Origin of the sequence: Minwuia sp. IMCC3060 (assembly GCF_029909435.1) — a bacterium.
In the GTDB taxonomy this organism is placed as follows: Bacteria; Pseudomonadota; Alphaproteobacteria; order Minwuiales; family Minwuiaceae; genus Minwuia.
Window position 1 is genome coordinate 842,122 of sequence record NZ_CP123782.1, and the last position, 24,514, is coordinate 866,635.

Annotated in this window: 25 protein-coding genes and 1 tRNA gene; 5 read left to right on the plus strand and 21 right to left on the minus strand. The window is 65.6% G+C overall.

The window, feature by feature from the left end; all coding sequences use genetic code 11:
- Positions 1-3: 3 nt before the first annotated feature.
- A complete protein-coding gene (locus tag QGV54_RS03885; RefSeq protein WP_281018167.1) occupies positions 4-516 on the plus strand; it encodes a Spy/CpxP family protein refolding chaperone in 513 nt (170 codons plus the stop codon).
- A gap of 113 nt (positions 517-629) precedes the next feature.
- On the opposite strand, the gene QGV54_RS03890 is transcribed toward QGV54_RS03885, so the two are convergent.
- From QGV54_RS03890 to QGV54_RS03905, 4 genes are read right to left on the minus strand one after another with little or no spacing between them, the layout of a single operon-like run.
- Positions 630-953, minus strand: a complete 324-nt coding sequence (locus QGV54_RS03890) for a transcriptional regulator (RefSeq protein WP_281018166.1) — start codon at positions 951-953, stop codon at positions 630-632.
- 6 nt (positions 954-959) lie between these two features.
- Positions 960-1,289, minus strand: coding sequence for a type II toxin-antitoxin system RelE/ParE family toxin (locus tag QGV54_RS03895; RefSeq protein WP_281018165.1), 330 nt, complete (start codon positions 1,287-1,289; stop codon positions 960-962).
- 43 nt (positions 1,290-1,332) lie between these two features.
- On the minus strand, positions 1,333-3,723 hold the full coding sequence (locus QGV54_RS03900; protein WP_281018164.1) for a DNA translocase FtsK 4TM domain-containing protein: 2,391 nt from the start codon (positions 3,721-3,723) through the stop codon (positions 1,333-1,335).
- A gap of 10 nt (positions 3,724-3,733) precedes the next feature.
- The gene (locus tag QGV54_RS03905; RefSeq protein WP_281018163.1) at positions 3,734-4,942 is read right to left on the minus strand and encodes an aminotransferase class I/II-fold pyridoxal phosphate-dependent enzyme; all 1,209 of its coding nucleotides are present in this window, start codon (positions 4,940-4,942) and stop codon (positions 3,734-3,736) included.
- Between the two features lie 169 nt (positions 4,943-5,111).
- Here QGV54_RS03905 and QGV54_RS03910 point away from each other — a divergent pair.
- Positions 5,112-5,187 (plus strand) — tRNA-Ala (locus QGV54_RS03910).
- 45 nt (positions 5,188-5,232) lie between these two features.
- On the opposite strand, the gene QGV54_RS03915 is transcribed toward QGV54_RS03910, so the two are convergent.
- The 6 genes from QGV54_RS03915 to QGV54_RS03940 all read right to left on the minus strand — a co-directional run bounded on the left by QGV54_RS03915 (position 5,233) and on the right by QGV54_RS03940 (position 9,500).
- Positions 5,233-6,231, minus strand: a complete 999-nt coding sequence (locus tag QGV54_RS03915) for a TonB family protein (protein ID WP_281018162.1) — start codon at positions 6,229-6,231, stop codon at positions 5,233-5,235.
- A complete protein-coding gene (locus QGV54_RS03920) occupies positions 6,228-6,629 on the minus strand; it encodes a biopolymer transporter ExbD (protein ID WP_281018161.1) in 402 nt (133 codons plus the stop codon). The genes QGV54_RS03915 and QGV54_RS03920 overlap by 4 nt, the downstream gene beginning before the upstream one ends.
- Positions 6,626-7,057, minus strand: a complete 432-nt coding sequence (locus QGV54_RS03925) for a biopolymer transporter ExbD (protein ID WP_281018160.1) — start codon at positions 7,055-7,057, stop codon at positions 6,626-6,628. Before QGV54_RS03925 ends, QGV54_RS03920 begins: the two co-directional genes overlap by 4 nt.
- Positions 7,011-7,697: a MotA/TolQ/ExbB proton channel family protein gene (locus QGV54_RS03930; protein ID WP_281018159.1), complete on the minus strand. Its 687-nt coding sequence runs from the start codon at positions 7,695-7,697 to the stop codon at positions 7,011-7,013. Before QGV54_RS03930 ends, QGV54_RS03925 begins: the two co-directional genes overlap by 47 nt.
- A gap of 62 nt (positions 7,698-7,759) precedes the next feature.
- Entirely contained in the window at positions 7,760-8,185 is a 426-nt protein-coding gene (locus QGV54_RS03935; protein WP_281018158.1) for a hypothetical protein, read from the minus strand.
- Between the two features lie 130 nt (positions 8,186-8,315).
- A complete protein-coding gene (locus tag QGV54_RS03940; RefSeq protein WP_281018157.1) occupies positions 8,316-9,500 on the minus strand; it encodes an MFS transporter in 1,185 nt (394 codons plus the stop codon).
- Between the two features lie 102 nt (positions 9,501-9,602).
- Here QGV54_RS03940 and QGV54_RS03945 point away from each other — a divergent pair, with 102 nt between their 5' ends.
- Both QGV54_RS03945 and QGV54_RS03950 read left to right on the plus strand, forming a co-directional pair.
- On the plus strand, positions 9,603-10,481 hold the full coding sequence (locus QGV54_RS03945) for a LysR family transcriptional regulator (RefSeq protein ID WP_281018156.1): 879 nt from the start codon (positions 9,603-9,605) through the stop codon (positions 10,479-10,481).
- Positions 10,482-10,618: 137 nt separating this feature from the next.
- Positions 10,619-11,794, plus strand: coding sequence for a CoA transferase (locus QGV54_RS03950; protein ID WP_281018155.1), 1,176 nt, complete (start codon positions 10,619-10,621; stop codon positions 11,792-11,794).
- An 18-nt stretch (positions 11,795-11,812) separates the two neighbouring features.
- Here the strand turns inward: QGV54_RS03950 and QGV54_RS03955 are convergent, their stop codons facing one another.
- The 4 genes from QGV54_RS03955 to QGV54_RS03970 are packed head-to-tail and all read right to left on the minus strand — an operon-like array spanning position 11,813 to position 16,370.
- Positions 11,813-13,291 carry a biotin carboxylase N-terminal domain-containing protein gene (locus tag QGV54_RS03955; protein ID WP_281018154.1) on the minus strand — a complete coding sequence of 493 codons (1,479 nt, stop codon included), beginning with the start codon at positions 13,289-13,291 and terminating at the stop codon, positions 11,813-11,815.
- A 22-nt stretch (positions 13,292-13,313) separates the two neighbouring features.
- Positions 13,314-14,141 carry a crotonase/enoyl-CoA hydratase family protein gene (locus QGV54_RS03960; RefSeq protein WP_281018153.1) on the minus strand — a complete coding sequence of 276 codons (828 nt, stop codon included), beginning with the start codon at positions 14,139-14,141 and terminating at the stop codon, positions 13,314-13,316.
- A gap of 28 nt (positions 14,142-14,169) precedes the next feature.
- Positions 14,170-15,492: an alkyl sulfatase dimerization domain-containing protein gene (locus QGV54_RS03965; protein ID WP_281018152.1), complete on the minus strand. Its 1,323-nt coding sequence runs from the start codon at positions 15,490-15,492 to the stop codon at positions 14,170-14,172.
- 17 nt (positions 15,493-15,509) lie between these two features.
- A complete protein-coding gene (locus tag QGV54_RS03970; protein ID WP_281018151.1) occupies positions 15,510-16,370 on the minus strand; it encodes an SDR family NAD(P)-dependent oxidoreductase in 861 nt (286 codons plus the stop codon).
- Positions 16,371-16,528: 158 nt separating this feature from the next.
- Between QGV54_RS03970 and QGV54_RS03975 the strand changes: the two genes are divergently transcribed.
- Complete coding sequence (locus tag QGV54_RS03975; RefSeq protein WP_281018150.1) at positions 16,529-17,710, plus strand: pyridoxal phosphate-dependent aminotransferase; 1,182 nt, start codon at positions 16,529-16,531, stop codon at positions 17,708-17,710.
- A 39-nt stretch (positions 17,711-17,749) separates the two neighbouring features.
- Here QGV54_RS03975 and QGV54_RS03980 read toward each other — a convergent pair whose 3' ends face one another.
- The 7 genes from QGV54_RS03980 to QGV54_RS04010 form a co-directional block, all read right to left on the minus strand.
- Positions 17,750-18,220 carry a helix-turn-helix transcriptional regulator gene (locus QGV54_RS03980; RefSeq protein ID WP_281018149.1) on the minus strand — a complete coding sequence of 157 codons (471 nt, stop codon included), beginning with the start codon at positions 18,218-18,220 and terminating at the stop codon, positions 17,750-17,752.
- Positions 18,221-18,276: 56 nt separating this feature from the next.
- Positions 18,277-18,801 (minus strand): cytochrome b/b6 domain-containing protein, encoded by a 525-nt coding sequence (locus QGV54_RS03985; RefSeq protein ID WP_281018148.1) that lies wholly within the window; start codon positions 18,799-18,801, stop codon positions 18,277-18,279.
- 62 nt (positions 18,802-18,863) lie between these two features.
- Positions 18,864-19,130: a PepSY domain-containing protein gene (locus QGV54_RS03990; protein ID WP_281018147.1), complete on the minus strand. Its 267-nt coding sequence runs from the start codon at positions 19,128-19,130 to the stop codon at positions 18,864-18,866.
- 216 nt (positions 19,131-19,346) lie between these two features.
- Positions 19,347-20,609, minus strand: coding sequence for a SulP family inorganic anion transporter (locus QGV54_RS03995; protein ID WP_348637652.1), 1,263 nt, complete (start codon positions 20,607-20,609; stop codon positions 19,347-19,349).
- 99 nt (positions 20,610-20,708) lie between these two features.
- Entirely contained in the window at positions 20,709-21,515 is an 807-nt protein-coding gene (gene xth / locus QGV54_RS04000) for an exodeoxyribonuclease III (protein WP_281018145.1), read from the minus strand.
- A 63-nt stretch (positions 21,516-21,578) separates the two neighbouring features.
- Positions 21,579-22,172, minus strand: coding sequence for a hypothetical protein (locus QGV54_RS04005; protein WP_281018144.1), 594 nt, complete (start codon positions 22,170-22,172; stop codon positions 21,579-21,581).
- 55 nt (positions 22,173-22,227) lie between these two features.
- The gene (locus tag QGV54_RS04010) at positions 22,228-24,507 is read right to left on the minus strand and encodes an arylsulfatase (protein WP_281018143.1); all 2,280 of its coding nucleotides are present in this window, start codon (positions 24,505-24,507) and stop codon (positions 22,228-22,230) included.
- Between the last annotated feature and the right edge of the window lie 7 nt (positions 24,508-24,514).

Here is a 24,514-nt window from a genome sequence, read left to right on the forward strand (position 1 = left end):
GAAATGAACAAGCGTCTCAAGATCATGCTGGTGAGCGCCGTTGCTGCGGTGGGTGTCACCGCCGGTGCCGCGGCCCTGCATGCCCAGTCCGGTGACGGCTACGGCCACCACGCGCGCATGGGCGGACACCACGGCGGCATGAAGTATGTGTGCAGCAATGGTCAGGAGCGTCTGGAGGATGTGATCATCTTCGCCGACATCCGCCTCGGCATCCGCGATGACCAGCAGGCGGCCTGGGACACCTTCGCGGCGTCGGTTCGCGACGGCGGCAAGGAACTGCTGACGGCCTGTGACAGCATGGAGGTCCTGCGCGGCGGCTCGGCGCCCGAACGGCTGGCCGAGATGGAAGGCGTGATGGAAAAGGCCCTGGGCGCGCTGAAGCAGATCCGCACCTCCTTCGACCCGCTCTATGCCGTGCTGGATGAAGACCAGAAGGCCACCCTGGAACGCCTGACCCGCCGGGGCCATCATGGCCACCACGATGACGACCGGGACGAGATGCCCCGCAAGGGCTGATTGGTTCCCGCTGACCTTGATTGAAGGGCCTCCTTTCCAGGAATGGAAACGGGGCCCTTCTGCCTGTTCAAGCTGCAACGGGCATGTGTGGTTCCGTGATCGGAAGGTACGATCTACCCAGTACGCTTCGCGGAGACATGAAGGCTGATGCCCTCCACGGATTCCAGATATGACAGGATCGCGAACAGGTTCTCGGCACGGGGGTTTCCGTCGGGACCAAGCATCCGCATCAGGCTCTTCGGATTGCGCTGAACCCCTTGCCCCAGCGCCTCGAAGCCGACAGTTGCATTGACATAGTCCCGCAGGATGATCTTTCCGGCATCAACGTCACCAGCAAGGAATGTATCCACAGCCTCGCGCAGCAAGCCAACACGAAACTCGGGGTCGCGCGATGCGCGTGCCATGACGGTAGTGCGGAAATCTCTCGTGAGAGGCATGGCTGCTTATCCTCTGTCCCGTCTCGCCAGATAGTCCGACCAGAATGCCCGCGCGCGCGAAATATCGGCTTGCTGGCGCCGTTTCGTTCCGCCGGTCAGCAAAATCACGATCCTTGCGCCATCCTGACCGAAATAAATCCTGTATCCTGGCCCGAACGTCAGGCGACGCTCCAGTACTCCACCGCCCACGGGTTTGATGTCGCCCATGTTGCCCGCTTCCATCCGTGCGATGGCTGTGCGGATCTTCAGCGCAGCTTGACTGTCGAGTTCATCGAACCATTGCGCGAAGGGGCTGCTACCATCGACAAGTTCGTAGAGGGCAATTTCGAACTTCATTATGGTAACATATTTGTTCCCAATTGCAAGCGCTCAGCCGACTCTACTCCTCGTCCGGGTTCCGCAGCAGGACCTCGCGTTTGCCCTTGTGATCGGGTTCGGAGACCATGCCCTGGGCTTCCATCTCGTCGATGATGCCGGCGGCGCGGTTGTAGCCGATCTTGAGCTGGCGCTGGATGAAGCTGGTGGAGGCCTTGCCGGCGCGGGCGACGATCTCGACCGCCTCGTCGAACATGGGTTCGTCGATGGAGCCGCCGCTGGCCGTGAAGCCTTCCTCCTCCTCATCGTCGCGGGTCACTTCCTCCAGATATTCCGGACGGCCCGTCTTGGAAATCCACTTGGCGATGCGCTCCACGTCGCTGTCGGAGACGAAGGGGCCATGCACGCGCAGCAGCCTGGTGCCATTCGGCTGATAGAGCATGTCACCCTGACCCAGAAGCTGCTCCGCCCCCTGTTCGCCCAGGATCGTGCGGCTGTCGATCTTGGAGGTGACGGAGAAGCTGATGCGGGTCGGGAAGTTGGCCTTGATCGTGCCGGTGATGACATCGACGGAGGGCCGCTGCGTCGCCATGATCAGATGGATGCCGGCGGCGCGGGCCATCTGGGCGAGACGCTGGATCGCGCCCTCGATGTCCTTGCCGGCCACCAGCATCAGGTCGGCCATCTCGTCCACGACGATGACGATCTGCGGCATGGGGGAGGAGTCCAGCTCCACATCCTCGAACACCGCCTCGCTGCTCTCCGGATCGAAGCCGGTCTGCACCCGCTTGGTCAGGTTCTCGCCTGCCGACGTGGCTGCCGCCAGCCGCTCGTTGAAGGCTGCGATGTTGCGCACGTTCAGCTCCGACATGCGGCGATAGCGCTGCTCCATCTCCTTCACCGCCCATTTCAGGGCGACGACCGCCTTCTTCGGATCGGTGACCACGGGCGTCAGCAGATGCGGAATGCCCTCATAGACCGAGAGTTCCAGCATCTTCGGATCGATCATGATCATGCGGCACTGTTCCGGGCGCAGGCGGTAGAGCAGGGACAGGATCATGGTGTTCACGGCCACCGACTTGCCCGATCCGGTGGTGCCCGCGATCAGCAGATGCGGCATCCGCGCCAGATCGGCGTAGACCGGCGACCCGCCGATGTCCTTGCCCAGGGCCATGGTCAGGGTGCCGGGGCCGGTATGGAACTTCTCGCCGGTCAGCATCTCGCGGAAATAGACCACTTCCCGGGTGCTGTTGGGCAGTTCGATGCCGAGCGCATCGCGGCCCGGCACCACCGCGACACGGGCGGAGATGGCACTCATGGAGCGCGCGATGTCGTCGGCCAGGCCGATCACCCGCGATGACTTGGTGCCCGGTGCGGGCTTCAGTTCGTAGAGGGTGACAACGGGACCGGCGCGGACATCGGTGATCTCGCCCTTGACGCCGAAGTCGTCGAGCACGCTTTCCAGCATCCGTGCATTGGCCTGCAGTTCCTCGTCGCTGGCCCGCTCCGGGTAGTCGGCGGCGGTGGGTTCGTAGAGCAGCGAGAGCGGCGGCAGCAGATCGCCTGCATCCTCCAGATCCGGCTCGGGCTCCAGATCGAGCTCGGGCTCCACCTTGCGGTCCTTCGGCGCGGGCTTCGCCTTGGCCTTCCGGGCCGGTTTCCCCGCCGGGGCCGATGTCCGTTTCGGGCTGTCGGCTGACGGCCTGATCGTCGGTTCGGCCCGCTCCTCGGCGTCCTCCCGCGGTGCCCGCTTCAGTGTTGGCAGGCTGATCCGGGGCAGCCGGAGGCGAGGCAGGCTGGGAAGGGACCATGACCGCGCCTTGCGCTGCGCGACAGTCTTGCTGCTGTTTCGGTTGAAGGCCCTGGCAATCATCCAGGCAAACGGCGCGCCGAACCAGTGCAGCGGAATGGCCGATGCGGCGACCAGCAGGCCCAGTCCCAGGAAGGTGAAGCCCGCCGCAAGCGCGGTGTAGCCCAGGGGCGGCAGTTCGGGAACCATGAGCACCAGCCCTGAAATCCAGGTGCCCACGAGGCCGCCCGTGACCAGCGGCTCCAGTGCCATGTCCGGTGCCCCGAGGGCGAAGCCGGTCGCCGCCAGAATCCCGCCCGTGATCCAGGCAAGCCCGCGCAAGCGCAACCGGCTGGCGCGCTGGTGCACGACCTCCCGCACACCATGACAGAGCGGTATGGCGAACAGCAGCAGGGAGACCGGACCCATGATCTGCAGGGCCAGATCGGCGATCACCGCGCCCGGCAGGCCCAGCAGATTGGTGGCCGGGGTGCCGGTGGCAACGTTCCAGCTCGGGTCCGCGGGGTTGTGGGTCGCGACCGCAGCCAGGGCGAGGGCGGACAGGGCAATCACCAGCAGACCGGCGATCTCCTGCAGGCGGCGACGCAGGAAACGCTTCAGTTCCGGCGGTGCGAAACCCATTCGTGCACGGGCGGTTCCTGCCATGATGCTGTCCTCAACTGTCCATCAGTGCGGCAAGGCGCTTCAGCGCCTCACCGGTCGTTGCGTGATCCTGTACCAGGGCCAGCCGCACGTAGCGCTCCCCCGGGTTGCTGCCGTCGGGTTCCTCGCGCGCCAGATAGCCGCCGGGCAGGACGCGCACGCCGGCCTCCGTCCAGGCCCGGTGGGCGAAGGCCGCACCGTCGCCGACATCCAGCCAGACGAAGAAGCCGCCTGCCGGCCGGTAGTAGCCGGGGCGGTTGCCCAGAAGGCTGTCGGCCAGATCGAACAGGGCGCGATAGTGCTGGCGCGTCTGTTCGACATGGGCCTCGTCGCGCCACAGTGCCTCGGAGGCGGCGGCGATGGGGCCGGGCAGCGGTGCGCCGCCGAAACTGCGCAGCTTGGCGAAGCGCTTCACCATCTCCGGGTCGCCTGCCATGAAACCGGACCTGAGGCCGGGTGCGCTGGACCGCTTCGACAGGGAGTGGAAGACCACGACATTGCGGAACCGGTCCGGGGTGGCGGCGGCGACTTCCAGCCCGCCCACCGGCGGGGCCTCGTCATAGATCTCCGCGTAGCACTCATCCAGAGCCAGAACGAAATCATGCGCCCTGGCCAGATCGACCACGCGCCTCAGATAGGCCCTGTCGGCAATCGCCCCCTGCGGATTGCCGGGGGAACAGAGGTACATCAGCGCCGTGCGCGACAGGGTTTCCGCGTCGAGTGTGTCCAGATCCGGCAGAAAACCGTTCTCCCGGATCGCGGGCATCAGCCGGATCTCCGCCCCCGCCATGGTCGCCGCACCCAGATAGCACTGGTAGAACGGGTTCGGTGTCAGGACCAGCGGACGGGTGGCCGCGCGCACGGCGGGCACCGCGATCTGCGCCAGCGCAAAAAGGCCCTCCCGCGTGCCATTCAGCGGAATGACCTCCGTTTCCGGGTCGATGCCCTGTCCGGCGCCAAGCCCGTAGCGGCGGTCCAGCCATTCGGCAATGGCCCGGCGCAGGCCGGGGGTGCCGTTGACCGCCGGATACTTGCCGAAATCCCCGGCGGCGGCGGTCAGCGCCTGCATGAGCAGCGGCGGCGCGCCAAGCTGCGGTTCCCCCAGCGCCATGCTGATCGGTTCCGCCCCCTCCGGCCCGCCTGCCGGTGCATCACCCAGCAGATCACGCAGCCGCTGAAACGGATAATCGGTCAGGAGATCGAGTCGCTGGTTGACCATCATGGGTGCCTGAAGAAAAGAGTCATTGAAATTATGATCTTGATTGTGATTCTGCAACCGATGTGTAAGCGGGGCAAGGGGGTGCGGTGCGAAACCCGCTTTCCCGCTTGACTTGGCAGGCCACAGGCACCTAAGAAAGCGCGGCTCCGGGCCAAGTGTCCGGTGCTGTTGTGGGGCCGTAGCTCAGATGGGAGAGCGTCGCGTTCGCAATGCGAAGGTCAGGGGTTCGATTCCCCTCGGCTCCACCAATTTCCCACTTCCCAGCCTGATCCCGGGCCGCCATGCAGGCGGCGTCAGCGCAGTGCGAACTTCACGGGCACCACCAGTTCGAGCTGGCTCTGCGGCATGAAGTCCGGCATGGCGGGCAGGGGCTGGGCGCGCTGGATCATGGCCTCGACTTCGGCGTCGAGCAGGGCGTGGCCGGAGCCCTTTTCGATGCGGAACTCCGTCACCCGCCCGTCGCGATCCATGCGGAAGAACAGCATCGCCGTGCCTTCCTGCCGTCGCCTTTGCGCCCGGCGGGGGTATTCCTTGTGGCGTTCCAGCCAGTTCAGCAGACGGGTGAGATAGTCCTGCCGCTCACCCGGACTGCCGCCGCCGGAGCGGGTGCCGCCCTGGCTGGACTTGCCGGCTCCGGACCGGTCACCGGAGCGGCCGCCACCACCGGTCACCAGCGCAGCCTGTTGCACTGCTTCACCAGGGCCGCCCGTCCTGACCGCCTCGACGGCAGGCCCGGTCCGGGACGCCGGTGTCGTCACGTTCACGGCAGTCGCTTCCCTCGGTTCGGCGGTCTGAACCACCTCCGGCCTCGGGCGCGGCACCGGGAGTGGTGGCGGCGAGACGGCGGCAACGGCCTCGGTCACCGGCTCCGGCGTTGCGTCGGCGGTTTCGATCCCTTCAGTGACAACCCTTGCCGCCGTCCCGGTCGGGCCTGTGGCTACAACCGGCTGCGGGGCAGGTGAAGTGGCTTCGGCCGGGGCGGGAACGGCGGCGGCCTCCGGTGCCGCGACGGCTGGCTCAGGTGCAGGCATGGCCTCGGCGACCGGTTCCGCGGTCACTGTTTCTGCCGTCTCCGGTGAGAGGGGGCCGGCTTCCGCTGGCACGCCTTCGACCTCCGCCACCTCGCCCAAGGCACCTCCCGAAGCGGCAAGGCCGACCTGCATGCCGGACACGCCGGGCAGGGGCGTGCCGCTGGTCGGTGCCTGCAACAGCATGGCGACGGCGATGGTCGCGTGAAGCAGCAGCGCCACGATCAGGGCCGGGAACCAGCCGGGGGGAGGGATGTGGTTCATTCGCCTGCCGGGACGGTCAGCAATTGCATATCCGTCAGGTCGGCGCCACGCAGGCGCTCCATCAGGGCGATAACCCTGATCGCATCCACGGCACCGTCGGCCTTGACCCGGACTGTGGTCATCGGACTGCGCCCGAAAGCCTCGATCAATGCAGCCTCCGACAGCGGCAGCCCATCAAGCGCCAGTTGGCCCTGCCGGTCGATCAGGATCAGGTGCGTGTTCCTGTCGGGCGCCGCTTCGGTGACGGAATGCGGCGGGGTGACGGTGAAGGGATCGGTCGCGGAGAGGTGCCCCGCCACCATGAAGAAGATCAGCAGCAGGAAGACGACGTTGATCAGGGGCAGGACACGATCGTCGTCGTTGCGTGGACGCGTCCTGTGGATGCGGGCGAGGCTCAACGGTTCTGCTCCGGGCGGGCCAGGGAGATGTTCCGCATCCCGCTCCCGGCCAGGCGATCCAGCACAGTGATCGTGCGCTGCAGGGAAACGCCGTCCGCAGGACGCACGATGAGGGGGCGGTCGGGGTGATCTTCAGCGACCTGTCTCAACCGTTCAACAATCAGGTTCAGGGACAGGATTTCGCCAGACAACCACAGCCCGTCGGCGCGGACATCCACCAGCATGGCACCGGTCAGCGCCTTTGCTGCGCCTGCCCTGGCGGGCGGATCGAGGTCGATGGCACGCCAGTCGAGAAAGGAGGAGGCGAGCATGAAGAAGACCAGCAGGATGAAGACGACATCGATCAGCGGTGTCAGGCTGATCAGTGCCCGACGGCGTCCGTCAGTCGCCGCCCTGAGCGACGGCGGCGGGGTGAAGATCGCCGACATGGGAAGCCTCCGCATGCTGTGCCGGTGGAAGGTTCTGGGTGAACAGGCGGGTGATGGCGCTGTCCGCCGTGTGGGCCAGCCGCTCGATCCGGCGCTCCAGCCAGTTCAGGGCCACGACCGCCGGGATGGCGACGGCGAGGCCCACCGCCGTGGTCAGCAGCGCCTCCCAGATGCCGCCCGACAGGATGGCCGGGTTGACCTGGTTGCCCGCGGCTTCCAGTTGGCGAAACGCCTCGATCATGCCCAGCACGGTGCCGAAAAGGCCGAGCAGGGGAGCGAGGGAGGCGATGACCTCCAGGGCGCGCAGGCCGGTGCGGCAGGCTTCGAGCGCGTCGGCGGCGCAGCGCATGGTTTCTGCCCGCACAACCTCCGGGTCCATACCCTGCCGGATGCCGCGCATGGCGGCGGCGATTGTCGCGGCGAGCGGCCCGGTCGAACCCTGCAACCTTGTCACGGCCTCTCCCGTCCGGCCCGCCTGCCAGAGCGACAGGGCATCGCCGGTCATGGCTGCATCGGCGGAACGGATGCCGCGCAGTTGCCAGGCCTTGGCGAGCACGATGGCTGTTGCCGCGACCGAAATGGCGATCAGCAGTGCCACCACGGGGCCGCCGGACTGGAGCATGGCCAGCAGATCGGCCAATGGTCCGTCCGGTGCAGCAGCGGAGGGCGGGAGGGTCACTTCGGTCTGCATCGGTTCGGCCCTTACTTGATCAGGGAAACGTCACTGCGGGAGGTCGTTCGTACCAGGGACAGGCAATCGTCACGCTCGCCGTTCTGGTCCGTGCATTCGAGGATGCCGTTCACCAGAATCCGCCCGATGCCGTCACAGGCGATCTCCGCCAGATCGAAGACCTTCAGACTCGTCTTGCCCGCGACCAGCGGCGCGGTCTCCAGCGCCAGTCGCCGGGTGACGATGCCGTCGGCATCGAAGATGACCAGGTCATAGCGCAGGGCGGAGAAGGCCGCGTCGGTATCGTTCTGCAGCACGACATAGGCGCGGCAGGCGCCCTCCACGGCTTCCAGCCTGTTCAGTTCCAGACCGATGCCCGGTTCACGCGTCTCCGCCCCGGAGGCGGCGGAAGCCGCGAAAAGGAACAGGCCGACCAGCGCGGTGCGGATGGAGATCATGGGCCAGATATTCCTGACGTTTCGGAAAATGCTGCGGACAGGCGTCCGGCAGATGACAGGAGTTCTTAATAATGCAATTGACTCTCAATAGCAACAACGGCGCTGCCAGGCAACGCCGGATATCGCCGGTTCAGGCGGGGGAGACGGCGACCGGTTTCTCCGCGATCGGCCAGTGGATCGCGGCGGAGGCGACGCCGAGGGCGATGCTGAGCCACCACATGGCGTCGTAGGACCCGAAGGTGTCGTAGGCATAACCCCCGATCCAGGCCCCCAGGAAGCCACCGAACTGGTGGCCCATGAAGACAATGCCGAACAGCATCGACATGTAGCGGGTTCCGAAGATGTGTCCCACCAGCCCGCTGGTCAGCGGTACGGTGCCAAGCCAGAGCAGTCCGATGGCGGCAGAGAAGATCATGACGGTCAGCTCCGTCACCGGCGTCAGGATGAACAGCAGGAAGATCGCGGCGCGGGCGAGGTAGAGCAGGCTGAGCAGGTTCTTCTTGGAATACTTGCCGCCCAGCACACCACAGGCGTAGCTGCCCGCGATGTTGGTCAGCCCGACGATGGTCAGGGAGACCGTGGCCAGCCACGGATCGAAGCCGCGATCACTCAGGAATCCCGGCAGGTGGACGCCGACGAAGGCCAGATGAAAGCCGCAGACGAAGAACCCGGCGTTCAGCAGCCAGAAACTCGGGATCGCGAAGGCGGCGCGCAGGGCTTCACCGATCTTCTGCTCCGGGCCGGTGTCGGTGACGACAGGCTTGCTGGCCAGGCCATAGGCCAGCGGCACGATCAGGCAGGCGGAGGCTCCCAGGATCAGCAGCGCGTTCGACCAGCCAAATCCGTCGATGATGAAATGGGTATAGGGCAGGGACATGAACTGGCCGATGGACCCGCCGACCGAGGCGAGTCCCAGGGCGGTGCTGCGATGTTTCTCCGGCGTGATGCGGCCGATGGTGCCGAGGATGACGGTGAAGCCGGAACCGCTCAGGCCCAGCCCGATGAGCACGCCACCGACCAGCAGCTGATCGCCCGTTCCAGGCAGGGTCATGACAGCCAGGCCGGCGCCATAGGCCAGCCCGCCCAGCGCGATGACCCATGCGGCCCCGAAACGGTCGGCGAGCGCCCCGGCAAAGGGCGCGCCCAGACCCCAGAACAGGTTCATCAGTCCCATGCCGAGCGCGAAGGCCTCCCGCCCCGAGCCCAGATATTCGGAGACCGGTGTCAGGAACAGGCCAAGCGCCTGACGGAAGCCGACGGACAGGCCAAGGACGCAGCCGGCGCAGATCAGGGCAATCCAGAGTTTTCTGTTCATGGTCAGGTGCTCGCGACGTCAGGGACAGGTTGTCGGCGCAAGGTAGGTGCGGTAGTGGAATTCGTGAAACGAATAGAATTGATCTGATCATCAGGAAAATTGATGCTGGAGCCTTCCCAACCGATTGATGCGGGTCTGCTGCGGGCCTTCGTGACCGTCGCCGAGACCCGGAACTTCACCCGCGCCGCCGAACGCCTCAACTGCGTGCAATCCGCAGTCAGCATGCAGATCAAGCGGCTGGAGGAGGCGTTGCAGGTCCGCGTCCTCAACCGCACGAGCCGGGAAGTCCGTCTGACGCGGGAGGGCGAGATCGTGCTGCGGTACGCGCACCGTGTCATGCGCCTGACGGCGGACGCGATGATGGAACTGGGGCAGCAGGTCGAGCGGGGACGTGTCCGGCTTGCCGCCACCGACATGTCCATGTGCTTTCTGCCCCCGGTGCTGACCGAGTTCGACAGGCGCTTTCCGCTGGTTCAGGTCGAACTCAGTTGCAACCGCAGTTGGGAGGCGCTGGAGCGTCTGGAAGCCGGCGATGCGGATCTGGCTTTCGTGACCCAGCGCTGTGGCCGGTCGGGCGGGCAGCAGATCATGCACAGGCCCCTCGTCTGGGCTGCGGCACGGCATTCCGACGCGCCGGAGGTGGATCCGCTGCCGCTCGCCATCTTCGCACCGGACTGCATTTACCGGAAGGCGGCGGTCCAGGCGCTGGACGACCATGGCATGCCCTTTCGCTTCGCCTATGAGAGCACCAGCCGGGCCGGACTGGATTGCGTTGTGGAGGCCGGACTGGCCGTGACCGTCCTGCCCGTCGATGCCGTCTCGGGAAAGCTGCGTGTGCTCGACAGAGGCTTTCCGGTGCTGCCTGACCTGAAGACCTACCTGTTCCACGCCAACGGCAGCAGGCTCTCCCCGTCGGTCGAGGCACTGGCCGACCTGCTGCTGGAGATGCTGGCCGTACCGGCGCCGCAACGGGCCGAATGACTGCATTGCCGATCTTGCCGGTAGACGGCGGGGGCAACTTTGCTAGAAGTGTTCTGCTTTCCGGGGAGGAAGGCCGCCCGGTGTCCGGCATATGTCGGGTTCGCCAGCGGAGATGATCGAGAGCTGGGGGGACCCGAATGACTGACGAACCGCGCGCCTTTGATGGAATCAACGTGCTGGACTTTTCACAGGGTGTGGCCGGGCCGCATTCGACCATGCTGCTGGCCCAGCATGGTGCCAACGTGATGAAGGTCGAGCCTCTGGCAGGCGACTGGGGACGTGCCCTGGGCGCGATCTACGGCGACCAGTGCGCCCATTCCATCGCTTTCAACCGGGGCAAGCGGTCGCTCGCCATGGACATGAAGAACCCTGACGCGCTGGCGGTTGCCCGGCGCATCGCGGAAAAGGCCGACGTGATCGTGGAAGCCTTCCGTCCCGGCGTCATGGCGAAGTTCGGTCTGTCCTACGACCAGGTGAAGGCGGTCAATCCGAACGTCATCTATCTTTCGGTCACGGGCTTCGGCCAGTCCGGCCCGAACTCCAACCGTCCGGTGACCGATGCGGTCATCCAGGCCTACTCGGGCCTGATGACGGTCAACCGCGACAAGGATGGCATTCCGCAGCGGCTGAACATGATCCCCATCGATGTCACCACCGGCCTCTATGCATTTCATGCGCTTTCGACCGCACTGATGCGGAAGTTCCGCTATGGCACCGGCTGCTACATCGACAACAATCTGATGCAGAGCGCTGCAGCGTTCCAGGCGGCAAAGGTGATGGAGTTCTATCTGGAAAAGGGCCAGAGCCAGCCGCTCTACGTCCCCGTGGGCACCATGCCGACCACCGACGGCTTCATCAACATCACCGCGATGCGGGAGGCGCATTACCAGACGCTCTGCGATGTCATGGGCAAGCCGGAATGGAAGGATGATCCGCGTTTCTGCTCCGGTGAGCTGCGGCTGCGGAACGAGGCCGAGCTGATGCCGATGATCCGCGATGTCTTCAGCACCCGCTCGACGCAGGACTGGGCCGAGGCGCTGACGGCGGCGGGGGTCATGAATGCCCCGGTGCAGACCTATCGCGAACTGATGGACCATCCGCACACCAGGGCGGTGGAGGCGATTGCCTATGTCGAGCACACCTCGACCGGCACCGTGCCGATGCCGCACATCCCCGGCCTGCCGCGCATCGAGGGCGCGGACGCGATGACCCATGCGCCGTCGATCGGCGAACATTCCGACCAGATCCTGGGCGAATGGGGCTATTCGGAAGATGACATCGCGGCGATGCGGACCGGTGGCGCCATAGCCTGAGCCGCCGGTATCGCCGGATCAGTTCCGCCAGTGCCCCATGCTGGCATAGGGCTCGGGGTAATTGTCGTTCTGGCGGCGGAAGCTGTCGTGGCCGTTCAGCGCCGCGACCAGCACGGTGTCGACGGTCTTTCCATCCGGTTCCGACCGGGTCAGGCTTTCCGCATGCTCCTCGACGAAACCCGTGTGCAGGTCGCCTGAGCGGAACGCCGGATGGGCCACGATGTCGGCCAGATAGTCGATGTTGGTGCCGACACCCAGCAGGGTGGTGTCCCGCAGGGCCTTGCGCATCAGGTCCGCCGCGCCGGGACGGTCTGGTCCATGCACCACCAGCTTGGCCAGCATCGGGTCGAAGTCACTGGTGACGGACTGGCCCTGGGTCAGCCCGTTCTCGAACCGCATGTGATCGTCCGTCGGCGGATCGAGCAGCAACACCCGCCCGGTCTCCGGCAGGAAACCGTTCGTCGGGTCCTCGGCACAGATGCGGCATTCGATGGCATGGCCGTTCAGCGCCACCTCGTCCTGTTCGAGGCTGAGGCCCTGACCTGCCGCGATCTCCACCTGTTTCCGGACCAGGTCGATGCCGGTCACCATCTCGGTCACCGGATGCTCGACCTGCAGACGGGTGTTCATCTCAAGGAAATAGAATGCGCCGTCGGGGGCCAGGATGAACTCCACGGTGCCCGCATTGAGATAGTTCGCGGCGCTGGCCAGCCGTACCGCCGCCGCGCAGATCTCCGCGCGCAGGGCGTCGGGCAGTCCGGCGGAGGGTGCTTCCTCGACGATCTTCTGGAACCGGCGCTGGATGGAGCATTCGCGCTCATGCAAATGCACGACCTTGCCTGTGCCATCGCCCAGCACCTGAACCTCGATGTGGCGCGGGCGGTCGACATAGCGCTCGGCATAGACCCGGCCATCCGCGAAATAGCGTTCTGCCTCGCTCGCCGCCCGTCGGGCCTGATCGGCCAGATCCGCGGGGTCACGGACAATGCTCATGCCCTTGCCACCGCCACCCGCGGATGCCTTGACCAGCAGGGGGAAGCCGATACGCGCGGCCTCCGCGATGAAACTGTCGATGTCGCCGGTCGGCAGGACGGAGGGGGCGACGGGCACACCATGTGTCTCCGCGAACTTCCGCGATTCGATCTTGTCGCCCATCAGCCGGATGCAGTCCGGGTCCGGGCCGATGAAGGTCAGTCCGGCACCTCTTACCGCTTCGGCGAAGCCCGCGTTCTCTGACAGGAAGCCATAGCCGGGATGGATGGCATCGGCACCGGACTCGCGCGCAACCTTCAGGATCTGCGCCACGTCCAGATGGGCCGCGACAGGGGTCTCGCCCTGGATCAGCACAGCCTCGTCCACCGCGCCCACATGGGCGGAAAGACTGTCGGCTGCGTGATGGATGCCGACGGAAACGATCCCCATCTCCCGCAGTGTCGTCGCGACCCGACAGGCGATCTCTCCGCGATTGGCGATCAGTACCTTGTTGAACAAGCTCATGTTTCGGCCTCCCCGCCGATATTCAGATGTCGGCGAAATCGCCGCCGCGTCCCTTGCCGTCCCGGAACCGGGCGGCCCCGGCAATCCCTTCGCGCGCCAGTTGGGCGCGGCTGTTCTGCCATTCCTGCGCAAGGCCTTCCCGCACCGAAAGACCGTGCTGGCGGATGGTGGAGCGCCGGTCGGCGCGCATGCAGTTCTGCGGGAACCGGGCAATCTGGTGCGCCAGTTCCTCCGCCTTCTGCCGGCTGGTTCCGTCCGCCACCACATGTTCGCACAGGCCGATACGCATGCATTCCTCCGCAGGCACCTTCCGCCCGGTCAGGATGATCTCCATGGCCCGTCCCTGACCGACCAGCCGGGGCAGGCGCACCGTGCCGCCGTCGATCAGCGGCACACCCCAGCGACGGCAGTAGACACCCATATAGGCACTTTCCTCCATGACCCGGAAGTCGCACCACATGGCCAGTTCCATGCCACCGGCCACGGCCGGCCCGGCGATGGCACCGATCACCGGCTTGTCCAGTTCCAGGCGGCTTGGCCCCATGGGGCCGCGCGGAATGTCGTCGCCGGGTCCCGGCGCGGGACCGTCGGCGGTGAAGTGCAGCTCGTCCAGCGCCTGCTGGCCGGGCTCGCGCGCCTCCAGCGCCGCCGCGTGCTTCAGGTCCCAGCCGGAGCAGAAGGCACCCCCTTCGCCGAAGAACACGGCCACCCGCGCCTCATCATCACGCTCGAATGCCAGAAAGGCATCGTTCAGCGCAATGGAGCTCTCCGGGTCCATGGCGTTCCGGGCTTCCGGGCGGTGATGAATGACGGTCCAGACGTGGCCGTCCTTCTCGATCCTGACTGTCATGCGTTTCCCCTCCCCAGGGCTCGGCCATTCAGCTGTCCGGCTGAGCCTTCGTATTCAACTGGCCCTTGGCCTCCGAATCGCGCGCGGCGGCGCCATAGATGCCCTTCGCCATCAGCGACAGTTCGGTCTCCCTTCGCTTCTGGTAGACGAAGGCCCGCGCGGCATGAACGGAAGCGGTTTCAGGCGCGGCCTGTGCCGCGAATTCTGCCAGGTGACAGGCAAGCCGATGCTCCCCTGCCTCCGCCAGTTCGCGTGCCCGGTAGGCCAGTGCCGGTGCGCCACCCGCCAGTCGCGCCAGCTCCGACGCCAGCGCCGCGTCGGGGGCCGGTTTCAGGTTGGCCGGGTTGCCATCGTGCCAGCCGCCATACAGCCGCCAGATATTGCGCACGACGAACTCCGGCTCGTCATAGAACGGGCGCAGGTAGGGTTTCGCCAGCAGGTCGTCGGGCACCCGGACACTGTGGATGATGTCGTTCAGGCGCGCGCCGTCATTCATCATCGACAGCGTGTCCTCCACCAGCCCCTCCAGGGCGCAGGCCATGTCGTCGAGGACGGTGGCAATGCGCTTCTGCCCGGCGAAGGGCAGCCCGTGGGCGGGCAGGATCAGTTCCGGCTTCATCGCCCGCATCTGGCGCAGCGCCCTTGCCCATTCCAGCGGGTAGCGCTGGACCTTCTGAGGATTTCCGGCGTTGGGGAACATCCAGATGATGAAGTCCCCGGCACAGATCGCCTTTCGTTCCGGCCACCATGCCCAGAGGTGATCGTCGGTCTCCCCCTTGTCGTGGAACAGTTCCACATGCTCGTCGCCGACACGGATGTTCATGCGATCGACGAAGGTGGTGTCGGGCTTGACCCAGGATTTCGGACCGAACGGCGGTGGACCGTCACGCTCCACCCTTGGCTGGCCACCGGGCCGGTTGGGACCGAACTGGCGGGCATTGATGTGGCCGTTGTAGCCGTTGGTCCTGATGTAGCGGTCGATGCGGGGGGCCACATTCTCATGCCCGATGATGCGCGGGCGGGGATTTCCGGCGTCCGTGGCTTCATCCAGAAAGGCCTGTGTGCCGCCGATGTGATCGATGTGTCCATGCGTGAAGGCGATGGAATGGACCGGGGCCTTCGACCAGCCGCGCAGGGCCTTGATGATCGCAGGTGCATGGGCCTGCAGGCTGGTATCGAACAGCACCAGCCCGTCGTCGGTGCGGAAGCTGACCACATGGCTGAAGGCTTCGACCACCGCGACACCGTCGGCCACTTCCGACAGTTCACGGGTGACGCGGTTCAGCAGGCCGGGCGCCTGTTCGTCGCCCTGGTCGATGATGCGTGAACTCAGTTCGATCAGGTCGGCCATGGCCTTGCCTCTCCCCCTCAGCCGTGGGCTGTCTGATTGGCCTTCAATGTCGCATTGGCCGCGCTGCGCGCGAACTCTTCCTTGATCGCGGCATGGCGCATGTCGATCAGCGGGGCCATGTCGGGATGGGTGAAGATATAGCGCGCGTCGCGCTGCATGCATTCCACGACCCAGTCACCCAGGATCTCCGGCGGCATCCCGTTGGCCACCAGTGACCCGGCATCCGGGATCGGCGGTGTGTCACTGTCGGCTGTCGGGGCAGGGCGTGTGGGGATGATGCCGGACGGGCGCGCGGTGCCGCTGGTGGCGATGCTGGTCTGCACGAAGCCGGGGCACAGCACCGAGACACCGATTCCCTCCGGGGCCAGCGCCTCGTTCAGGCATTCCGAATAGCCGACGACGGCAAACTTGGTGGCGCAATAGGGACCCATGTTGGCATTGGTCCAGTGACCGGCCATGGAGGCCGTGTTGATGAAGTGTCCGCCTTCACCATGCGACCTGATCAGCGGTGTGAAGATCTCGACCCCGTGCACGACGCCCATCAGGTTGATGTCGACGATCCAGCGCCAGTCCTCCAGCGGGATCGAACCGGGGGCACCGCCCAGCCCGACACCGGCATTGTTCACCACCGCATGCACCTTGCCGAAAGTCTCGATGGTCGAGTCCGCCGCCGCCTGCACGGATTTCGCATCGCGCACGTCGCAGATCACGGTCGCGGTGCCGGTCCCAAGCTCCGCCGCCGCGCGGGCCAGGCCGTCGGCATCTATGTCCGCCAGCATCACCTTCATGCCCGACTGATGCATCGACCGCGCAATCGCCAGACCAATACCGCTCGCCGCGCCGGTGACGAATGCCACTTTCCCTGCCAGATCCTGCATGTCGATTTTCGCTCCCAATCTTGTTGTTATGTATCAAGCTGACCACAAACCGTGGGGCGGGAGAAGCTTGAAACGCGGTGTCTTCCGATGCAGCACTTTCGGACACCTGCCAATCGCTCTATGAGAACGCGAAACGAATGAAGCAGGGAGGGGGCGTGATGCAACTCAGTGGCCGGATGGCGCAGCTCGGGACGGAGACGGCGTTCGAGGTGCTGGCGCGGGCGAATGCGCTGGCGGCGCAGGGCAAGTCGGTGATCAATCTGGGCATCGGGCAGCCGGACTTTCCGACGCCGGGCCACATCGTGGAGGCCGGGCGCAAGGCGCTGGCCGATGGTCATCACGGCTACACGCCTGCCAATGGCATCCCCGAACTGCGGGCTGCCGTGGCTGCCGACATTCACCGCCGTCACGGCGCGGAGGTCGATCCCGACCACATCGTCTGCGTGCCGGGCGGCAAGGTCACCATGGCCTTCGCCATGCTGATGTTCGGTGAGGCCGGCGCGGAGATCATGTATCCGGATCCGGGTTTCCCGATCTATCGCTCCATGATCGAGTTCTCCGGTGCCAGGGCGGTGCCTATCCGCCTGCATGAAGCCAATGGATTCAGTTTCTCGGCGGAGGAAGTCCTGGCGCAGATCACTGATCGCACCCGGCTGATCATCCTGAACTCCCCGGCCAATCCGACGGGAGGCGTGGTGCCGCGTGCCGAGATCGACCGGCTGGTGGAGGGACTGGCGCGGTTCCCGGATGTCGCAATCATGTCCGACGAGATCTATTCCTGCATGACCTACGACGGACTGGATCACGTCACCCTGCTCGACTACCCGTCTATCCGAGACCGGCTGATCGTGCTGGATGGCTGGTCGAAGACCTACGCCATGACCGGCTGGCGGCTTGGCTGGGGATTGTGGCCGGCCAGTCTGGCACCGCTGGCGGGCAAGCTGGCGGTCAATACCCACTCCTGCGTCAATGCCGCGACCCAGTTTGCCGGTATCGCCGCGCTGGAGGGACCGCAGGATGCGGTGCAGGAAATGGTCGCGGCCTTCGATGTCCGCCGCACCCGCATGGTCGCGCTGCTGAACGACATGCCCGGCGTGTCCTGCGTGATGCCCAGGGGCGCGTTCTATGCCTTCCCGAACATCACCGGTACAGGCCTCGACAGCGCCACGATGCAGGACCGCCTGTTGCAGGAAACCGGCGTCGCCGCCATTGCAGGCACCAGCTTCGGCCGGTTCGGGGAGGGCTATCTGCGGTTCAGTTGCGCCAGCTCCATCGACAATATCGAAGAGGCAATGGCGCGGATGAAGCGTTGGCTGGCGGAGAACGTCGCCACGCAGTGAACCACCGGGATGCGGCGGCAGGTTGCCTGTCCGCAGGTTTCAGGGGCTGGCCGGGCGTTCCTCGATCAGCGTGTCGATGATGCTGCTCAACAGTTCGCCGCGATTGGCTGTCCCCGATTTGCGGTAGATCGCGTTCAGGTGCGACTTGACCGTGCCTTCGGCACTGCCGCGCATCTTCGCGATTTCCGCAATGCCGAGCCCCTTGACCAGGAACATGGCAATGTCGCGTTCCGAGGGGGTGAGCTGCCAGGCATCGAAATGGCTCTCGATGATGTCGAACACGGCCATCGTGGCGACGGATGCGCTCTTCTCCAGATGCGCCTTCCGGCGCAGCAGATAGAGGAAGTAGCGCGTTTCCAGCAGGATCGCGGCGCAGAGCGAGACCGTCGCACCGGACTCGATGATCAGGTGGTACCGGCCTGACAATGCCATGCCGCTTTCCGCGAAGTCCGAGATCACGTCAGTCGCAAAGAAGATGGCGCAGATCACCTGGATAAGGATCAGCGCCATCAGGCCAAGGGGTGTTTTGTTGGACAGGCTTGCAGGATGTGTCACGGATCATGTCCTCATTCGGGCATGTTCTCCTTGTATCCGGTCACCATGGCGCGTGGAAGGTTCACATGCAGGCGACGGCTTTCGAAGATCACCGCTGCAATGTGGGCAACGACAGACAGTTCTGCCCATGAGACCAGGATTTCGTGCAGTTCCTCGGTCCATTCCATGCCCCAGAACATGTCGGTGGTCATCAGGTAGCCCGACAGGCCGATCAGCAGCATCGTGACCAGCAGGTTGTAGATCATCCAGGCGCCCAGCGGCGTATGTCCGACATGCGCGCGGGTGCGCCCCGCTGCGATATCGGTCATCTGCTCCATCGCGGCTGAGCGGCTGGGCGGGAAGCTGCTGAACCGTGCGTAGCGGGTGCCGACGAGCCCCCAGATGATGCGCGCGACGATCAGGGCGACGACGGCATAGCCGATCCACTCGTGAACGGCACTGTCCTCATCGATGATCAGCGCATTCGCGCCGAAGAGGATGACAAGTGACCAGTGAAAGACCCGGACAAACAGGTCCCACACACGAATGCGTTTCATGACTTCAAACTCCGGTCTCGGGATAGGGGCGACGGATCGTGCCATCGCCCCTTGCCGCTGGTTCAGTCGTCGCGCTTGGTGCGGACGATGTTCATCGCGGAATCGAGATAGATCTCCAGACGCTTGCCATCCTTGATCGCATAGGCCTCGAACAGTCCGTCCTCGCGCTTGATCTTGCGGACCTCGTAGCCCTGGGCGGTGAGGGTGTCGCGGATGGCCTGCTCCTGCGCAGCCGTGGTTGCGTCGCGGCGTTCGCTGGCGAAGGCGCCGGTAGCGGGAAGTGCCAGCATGGCGACGAGTACCAATCGGGCGGGAATGCGCATGTTCATCTTCGTGATCTCCTGTTGCATCTGACGTGCGGTCCGTTCGCTCGATGGCCGCCCCGCAAACAAGGTCCCGGACACGTCGATGCACAATCATCCGGAAGGTGCAGGTCGCAGCTTCCGAACCGGAGTTTGGGCATCTGCAACTCTGGTTCAGATCATGAAAAACGTTATAGATCAGGTAGTTGGATGTGATCGACCGGTCAGCCCGCTGCGATCCGGCTATCGGTCCCGCGGGGTCCAGTCGGGCGGTCCGGCGTTCCGCCGGTGCAGCCGAAGCGCCAGCCCGAGGGCCACGCCAACGCCGATGGCAACCGTCAGGTCGGCCAGAACCGTCAGCACCAGCGTCAGCAGGATCAGGACCCGGTCCGCGACCGGTTCCCTGAGATAGCTGCCCCACTTGTCAGGCTCGCTCATGTTCCAGGCGGTGATGATCAGCAGCGCGGCCAGGGCCGGCAGCGCCAGGTGCCCGGCCAGCGGTGCGGCGACCATCATCATCGCCAGCACCGCGAGGGCATGGACCATGCCCGACACGGGAGTCCTGCCACCGGCGCGGACGTTGGTTGCCGTGCGGGCGATGGCGCCGGTCGCGGGCAGGCCGCCGAACAGGGCGGAGCCGATGTTTGCCGTACCCTGGGCGATCAGTTCGGCGTTGGGACGGTAGTGCCCGTCGATCAGCCGGTCGGCAACGATGGCGGAGAGCAGGGATTCGATACCGGCAAGGAAGGCAATGACGAAGGCGGAGGGCAGCAGTTCCGTCACCTTCGCCAGCGTGATCACCGGCAGCTCGGGCATCGGGAGACCATCGGGCAGGGGGCCGAAGCGTGACGTGATGGTTTCCACCGGCAGGTCCAGCAGCGCCACCGCTGCGGACGTGGCCGCGACGGCGACGATCAGGCCGGGAAACCGGGGCGCGATCTTGCGCAGGACGATGATCAGGGCTGCCGTGGCGAGGCCGATGCCCAGCGCCGCCGGACTGAAGCTGTCGCGGACGGACAGCAGCGCCGCCACCTTCGGCACGAAGTCAGCGGGGACGCTGGCCAGTTGCAGGCCGAGCAGGTCCTTCATCTGGCTGGTGGCGATGATGATCGCGATCCCGATGGTGAAACCGTTGATCACCGCCTCCGGCACATGCGCGATCAGGGTTCCGGCCCGCAGCAGACTTGCGATGAGCAGGATCAGCCCGGCCATCAGCGTCGCCAGGACGAGGCCGTCATAACCGTGGTTGGCAATGACCCCGTAGACGACGACGATGAACGCACCCGTCGGACCGCCGATCTGCACCCGGCTGCCGCCGAGCAGAGAGATGAGAAAACCCGCCACCACTGCCGTCACCAGACCGGCGGCAGGATCGGCGCCCGAGGCGATGGCAATGGCGATCGACAGGGGCAGCGCAACCATCGCCACGGTCAGCCCGGCGGCCACATCCGCCATGAACAGGTGGCGTGTGTAGGACGGCAACGTCGTGAGCAGCTTGGGCTTCATCGCGCAGATCGGCATGCTGGAAGAGGATGCCGCCGATCTTCGGCGCTACGCGGGCCGGGCGGAAATGACCATTCGTCGCAAGGGCAGGCCCGGGCAGGTTCAGCCCAGGTCGATGTCCATCCAGATCGGCACATGATCGGACGGCTTCTCGCCCCAGCCGCGGGCTTCGCGTACCACTTCCATGCCTTTCGGCGCACCGACCAGTGCGGGTGTGACCCAGATATGGTCCAGGCGACGGCCCTTGTCGGCGGCATCCCAGTCCTTGGCGCGGTAGCTCCACCAGCTGTAGAGCTGTTCGGTATCCGGCACGAACGCGCGCACCACGTCATGGAACCCGTGGGATGCGATCCAGTCCGCCATGCGGGCCACCTCGATGGGGGTATGGCTGACGACCTTCAGCAGTTTCTTGTGCGACCAGACGTCATTCTCGTGCGGGGCGATGTTCAGATCGCCCACCACGATGGCCCTGGCACTGTCCGTCCGGCGTTCCGCGAACCAGGCCGTCACCTCGTCCAGGAACCGCAGCTTGTGGTCGAACTTCTCGTTCACCGCCGGGTCCGGTTCGTCACCGCCTGCGGGCACATAGAAGTTGTGCACCTCCACGTCGCCGGGCAGGCGGGTCAGCAGATGGCGGGTGTCATCCTTGCCGGCCCATTTCAGCCGCTCGGTACCCGTCAGCGGCACGCGGGAGACGGTGGCGACGCCGTGATAGCTCTTCTGGCCGAAGACCTCCATGTGCGGATAGCCCATCTCCCGGAAGTCCTGGTAGGGGAACTTGCCATCCTCGCACTTGATCTCCTGCAGGCAGATCACGTCCGGCCGGTAGGTCTGCACGAAGCGCCGCACGATCGGCAGGCGCAGGCGCACGGAGTTGATGTTCCAGGTGGCGATACGGGTGGTCGACATGGGGCAGCCTGTGTTCGTTGGCGGGCGGGCAGGGGCAGAGCGCCGGAATCGGCAAGAATCGGATCAGAAGATGTTCAGGGTGGCACCTGTCACGCCAAGGGGCCAGCGCCCGGATTCGAAGAGCCGGAACTTGTGCGCGAAGGCATGTTCCTCGTCCTCTCCCGCCGCCAGCACCAGTGCCGCGAGGTAGGCACCCTGGGTCGCCGAACCGGCGGCGGCACGAATCAGCCCCTCGTCATCTATGCCGAAACGGGAAGCTGCCTGCGCGGCTGCCGCATGGACAGCTTCCGACGCCGTGCTGGTCACATGCGTCAGGGCGACCAGTACCGCCTGCTCGTCACCGATGATGTCGACCGCCTGCACCGAAAGGGCGGCGCGCAATTGCTCCTCCGCCTCCCAGCCCGTGCTGTTCCAGTCGCTGTTGCCGGCGGCTTCCTCGGCTTCCATCCAGTCGCCGATTTCCGCAGGGCCCGCATCGGGGAACCCCAGCGCGGAGAGATAGGCATGGGCCGCGTCCGCTTCCTCCGCGCTCAACAGTTCGCCCACACGGTGAAACCAGCGCACCTGGGTCAGGGTCTGGGCGAACATGCCTACCGCGCGCAGCGTTGGCGGCAGGTCTTCGCCCGCGAAATCGAGATCAGGATCAAAATCAATCATGCGGGCGGTTATAGCCTGACCGGTGCCTCCGATGCAGCCCTGAACTCGGGGCCGTCTACTGCCGGGTCATGGCCGCACGCGCTTCCGCCTCCACCTCCGCTTCCCGGTCCTTTGCCGTCGCGACCTCCGGCAACTGGATGACCACGCGGCTGATCCGGCCCGGATAGATGAAGGGTGCCAGATAGTCGTCGGTCACGGGTGCGTTGGAGCGTCCGAAATCCATGCCGGTGGAGGAGATGATGCGCAGCAGCATCGGAATGTGGGCAGTCCCGGCCACCGTGCCGTCCACGGACAGGGTGGCGGTGGCCGACTGGTCGGCATTGCGGTCCACCTGCACCACGACCTCGTGTGCGCCGGGGCTGAGCGGCGTTTCCGTCGCGATCCGGCTGTGTTCGCGGAAGCAGTTGTAGTCGAAGACCACCCTGCCGCCGCTGACATAGAGCGCCAGACCGCTGTTGATGGTGCCGCGGGCGAGGATGGCGCCGTCACCATCGCCTGCCGGATGTTCGATGGTCGCGGTGATGGTGAAACTGCGGGCCGGGCTGGGGCAGGCGTCCGCCACGATGTGGCTGACGGGCGGGTAATAGACATAACGCCGCCGCGCCGTTGGCGTGCCTGGCAGGCGGGAGGCGCGGAACAGCATCCCCGCGCCGCGGTCGTCCAGCGGCAGCACGCCATGACGCTCCGCCTCCACCCACCAGCGGTCGGTCAGTTCCTTCAGCTTGGCAGGTTCGCGCTCCGCCAGGTCGTCGCACTCGGAGAAGTCCTCATCCAGATTGTAGAGTTCCCACCGGTCATCATCGAAGCTCTTGCCCCGGCGGTGCCAGGTGACGGCCTTCCAGCCATCCATCCAGATGCCGCGATGGCCCAGCATCTCCATGTACTGCACGTCCCTGTCCGGCTTCGCGTCGGGGTCGGTCAGCGTGTCCTTCAGGCTGACGCCGGTCATGGGAATCTGCGGCACGCCCGCAACCTCGTCCGGCATGCCGACACCGGCCACGTCCAGGATGGTGGCGGCAATGTCGGTGGCATAGGCAAACGGGCGGCGGATTTGGCCCTCCTGACCCTTCAGCGCGTTGGGCCAGTGGATGATCAGCGGATCACGGGTGCCGCCGCCATGGGTGTTCTGCTTGTACCATTTCAGCGGCGCATTGCCCGCCTGGGCCCAGCCCCAGGGGATGTTGGAGTGGCTGCGCGGGCCGCCGATCAGGTCCAGGTGCTTCACCGCCTCGTCAACGTCCTCGTGCAGCTGGTTGAAGTGGCGCATCTCGTCGAAGACGCCCGTCGACTGGCCCTCCTGACTGGCACCATTGTCGGACATCACGACGATCATGGTGTCATCCAGTCGTCCGATCTCGGCCAGGAAATCCACCATGCGGCCGATCTGGTGGTCGGTATGGTCCAGCATCCCGGCGAAGGCTTCCTGCAACCGGTTGGCGAAGGCCTGCTGGTTGGGGGACAGGTCATCCCAGGCCTCCACGCCCCGGTTGCGCGGCGCGAGCTTGGTGTTGGCGGGAATGATGCCGGATGCCTTCTGGCGGGCGTACCATTCCTCCCGCGCCGCATCCCAGCCGGCGTCGAAACGGCCCCGGTACTTGTCCAGATACGGTTGCGGCGCCTGATGCGGGGAGTGGGTGGCGCCAAAGGCCATGTACATGAAGAACGGTCGCTCCGGCACCAGCGAGGTGGTGTCGCGGATCATGCCCATGGCCTGATCCACCATGTCCTCGGAGAAATGATAGCCGTCCTGCGGTGTGCCCGGTGGCGACATCAGGTGATTGTCGCAGGTGATCTCCGGGCTGAACTGGTCCGTCTCCCCCTGCATGAAGCCGTAATAGCGGTTGAAGCCACGCTGTAGCGGCCAGTTGTGGAACGGCCCGGCGGCGGAACATTCCACCATCGGGGCCAGATGCCACTTGCCGGTGGCGAATGTGGCATAGCCGTCGTCGCGCAGCACTTCGGCCACCGTTGCCGCGGACCGGGGCATGGCGCCGCGCATGTTGGGAAAGCCGCTGTCCATGTTCGAGATCGCGCGCATCCGGACAGTGTGATGGTTGCGTCCGGTCATGACGCAGGCCCGCGTCGGCGAACAGAGCGACGTGGTATGGAAACTGGAATAGCGCAGCCCGTTTGCCGCCAGCCGGTCCACGTTCGGCGTCTCGATGGTGGAGCCATAGCTGCCGAAGTGCGAGAAGCCGGTATCATCCAGCACGATCAGCAGCACATTGGGCTTGCCGCGCGGCAGTTTCGGTTCCGGCCACCAGGCTTCCGACTCGTTGAAGGTGCGCCCAATCGTGCCGCCGAATTCAGGTTCTGCCGGGTGCTTGTAGCTCATGATGCGG

What these genes read in the sequence shown, in the direction of transcription:
- QGV54_RS03885 (WP_281018167.1), top strand. Translation starts at nt 4, where the DNA reads ATGAACAAGCGTCTCAAGATCATGCTGGTGAGCGCCGTTGCTGCGGTG.
- QGV54_RS03890 (WP_281018166.1), bottom strand. Translation starts at nt 953, where the DNA reads ATGCCTCTCACGAGAGATTTCCGCACTACCGTCATGGCACGCGCATCG.
- QGV54_RS03895 (WP_281018165.1), bottom strand. Translation starts at nt 1,289, where the DNA reads ATGAAGTTCGAAATTGCCCTCTACGAACTTGTCGATGGTAGCAGCCCC.
- QGV54_RS03900 (WP_281018164.1), bottom strand. Translation starts at nt 3,723, where the DNA reads ATGGCAGGAACCGCCCGTGCACGAATGGGTTTCGCACCGCCGGAACTG.
- QGV54_RS03905 (WP_281018163.1), bottom strand. Translation starts at nt 4,942, where the DNA reads ATGATGGTCAACCAGCGACTCGATCTCCTGACCGATTATCCGTTTCAG.
- QGV54_RS03915 (WP_281018162.1), bottom strand. Translation starts at nt 6,231, where the DNA reads ATGAACCACATCCCTCCCCCCGGCTGGTTCCCGGCCCTGATCGTGGCG.
- QGV54_RS03925 (WP_281018160.1), bottom strand. Translation starts at nt 7,057, where the DNA reads ATGTCGGCGATCTTCACCCCGCCGCCGTCGCTCAGGGCGGCGACTGAC.
- QGV54_RS03935 (WP_281018158.1), bottom strand. Translation starts at nt 8,185, where the DNA reads ATGATCTCCATCCGCACCGCGCTGGTCGGCCTGTTCCTTTTCGCGGCT.
- QGV54_RS03940 (WP_281018157.1), bottom strand. Translation starts at nt 9,500, where the DNA reads ATGAACAGAAAACTCTGGATTGCCCTGATCTGCGCCGGCTGCGTCCTT.
- QGV54_RS03945 (WP_281018156.1), top strand. Translation starts at nt 9,603, where the DNA reads ATGCTGGAGCCTTCCCAACCGATTGATGCGGGTCTGCTGCGGGCCTTC.
- QGV54_RS03950 (WP_281018155.1), top strand. Translation starts at nt 10,619, where the DNA reads ATGACTGACGAACCGCGCGCCTTTGATGGAATCAACGTGCTGGACTTT.
- QGV54_RS03955 (WP_281018154.1), bottom strand. Translation starts at nt 13,291, where the DNA reads ATGAGCTTGTTCAACAAGGTACTGATCGCCAATCGCGGAGAGATCGCC.
- QGV54_RS03960 (WP_281018153.1), bottom strand. Translation starts at nt 14,141, where the DNA reads ATGACAGTCAGGATCGAGAAGGACGGCCACGTCTGGACCGTCATTCAT.
- QGV54_RS03965 (WP_281018152.1), bottom strand. Translation starts at nt 15,492, where the DNA reads ATGGCCGACCTGATCGAACTGAGTTCACGCATCATCGACCAGGGCGAC.
- QGV54_RS03970 (WP_281018151.1), bottom strand. Translation starts at nt 16,370, where the DNA reads ATGCAGGATCTGGCAGGGAAAGTGGCATTCGTCACCGGCGCGGCGAGC.
- QGV54_RS03975 (WP_281018150.1), top strand. Translation starts at nt 16,529, where the DNA reads ATGCAACTCAGTGGCCGGATGGCGCAGCTCGGGACGGAGACGGCGTTC.
- QGV54_RS03980 (WP_281018149.1), bottom strand. Translation starts at nt 18,220, where the DNA reads ATGGCGCTGATCCTTATCCAGGTGATCTGCGCCATCTTCTTTGCGACT.
- QGV54_RS03985 (WP_281018148.1), bottom strand. Translation starts at nt 18,801, where the DNA reads ATGAAACGCATTCGTGTGTGGGACCTGTTTGTCCGGGTCTTTCACTGG.
- QGV54_RS03990 (WP_281018147.1), bottom strand. Translation starts at nt 19,130, where the DNA reads ATGAACATGCGCATTCCCGCCCGATTGGTACTCGTCGCCATGCTGGCA.
- QGV54_RS03995 (WP_348637652.1), bottom strand. Translation starts at nt 20,609, where the DNA reads ATGAAGCCCAAGCTGCTCACGACGTTGCCGTCCTACACACGCCACCTG.
- xth (WP_281018145.1), bottom strand. Translation starts at nt 21,515, where the DNA reads ATGTCGACCACCCGTATCGCCACCTGGAACATCAACTCCGTGCGCCTG.
- QGV54_RS04005 (WP_281018144.1), bottom strand. Translation starts at nt 22,172, where the DNA reads ATGATTGATTTTGATCCTGATCTCGATTTCGCGGGCGAAGACCTGCCG.
- QGV54_RS04010 (WP_281018143.1), bottom strand. Translation starts at nt 24,507, where the DNA reads ATGAGCTACAAGCACCCGGCAGAACCTGAATTCGGCGGCACGATTGGG.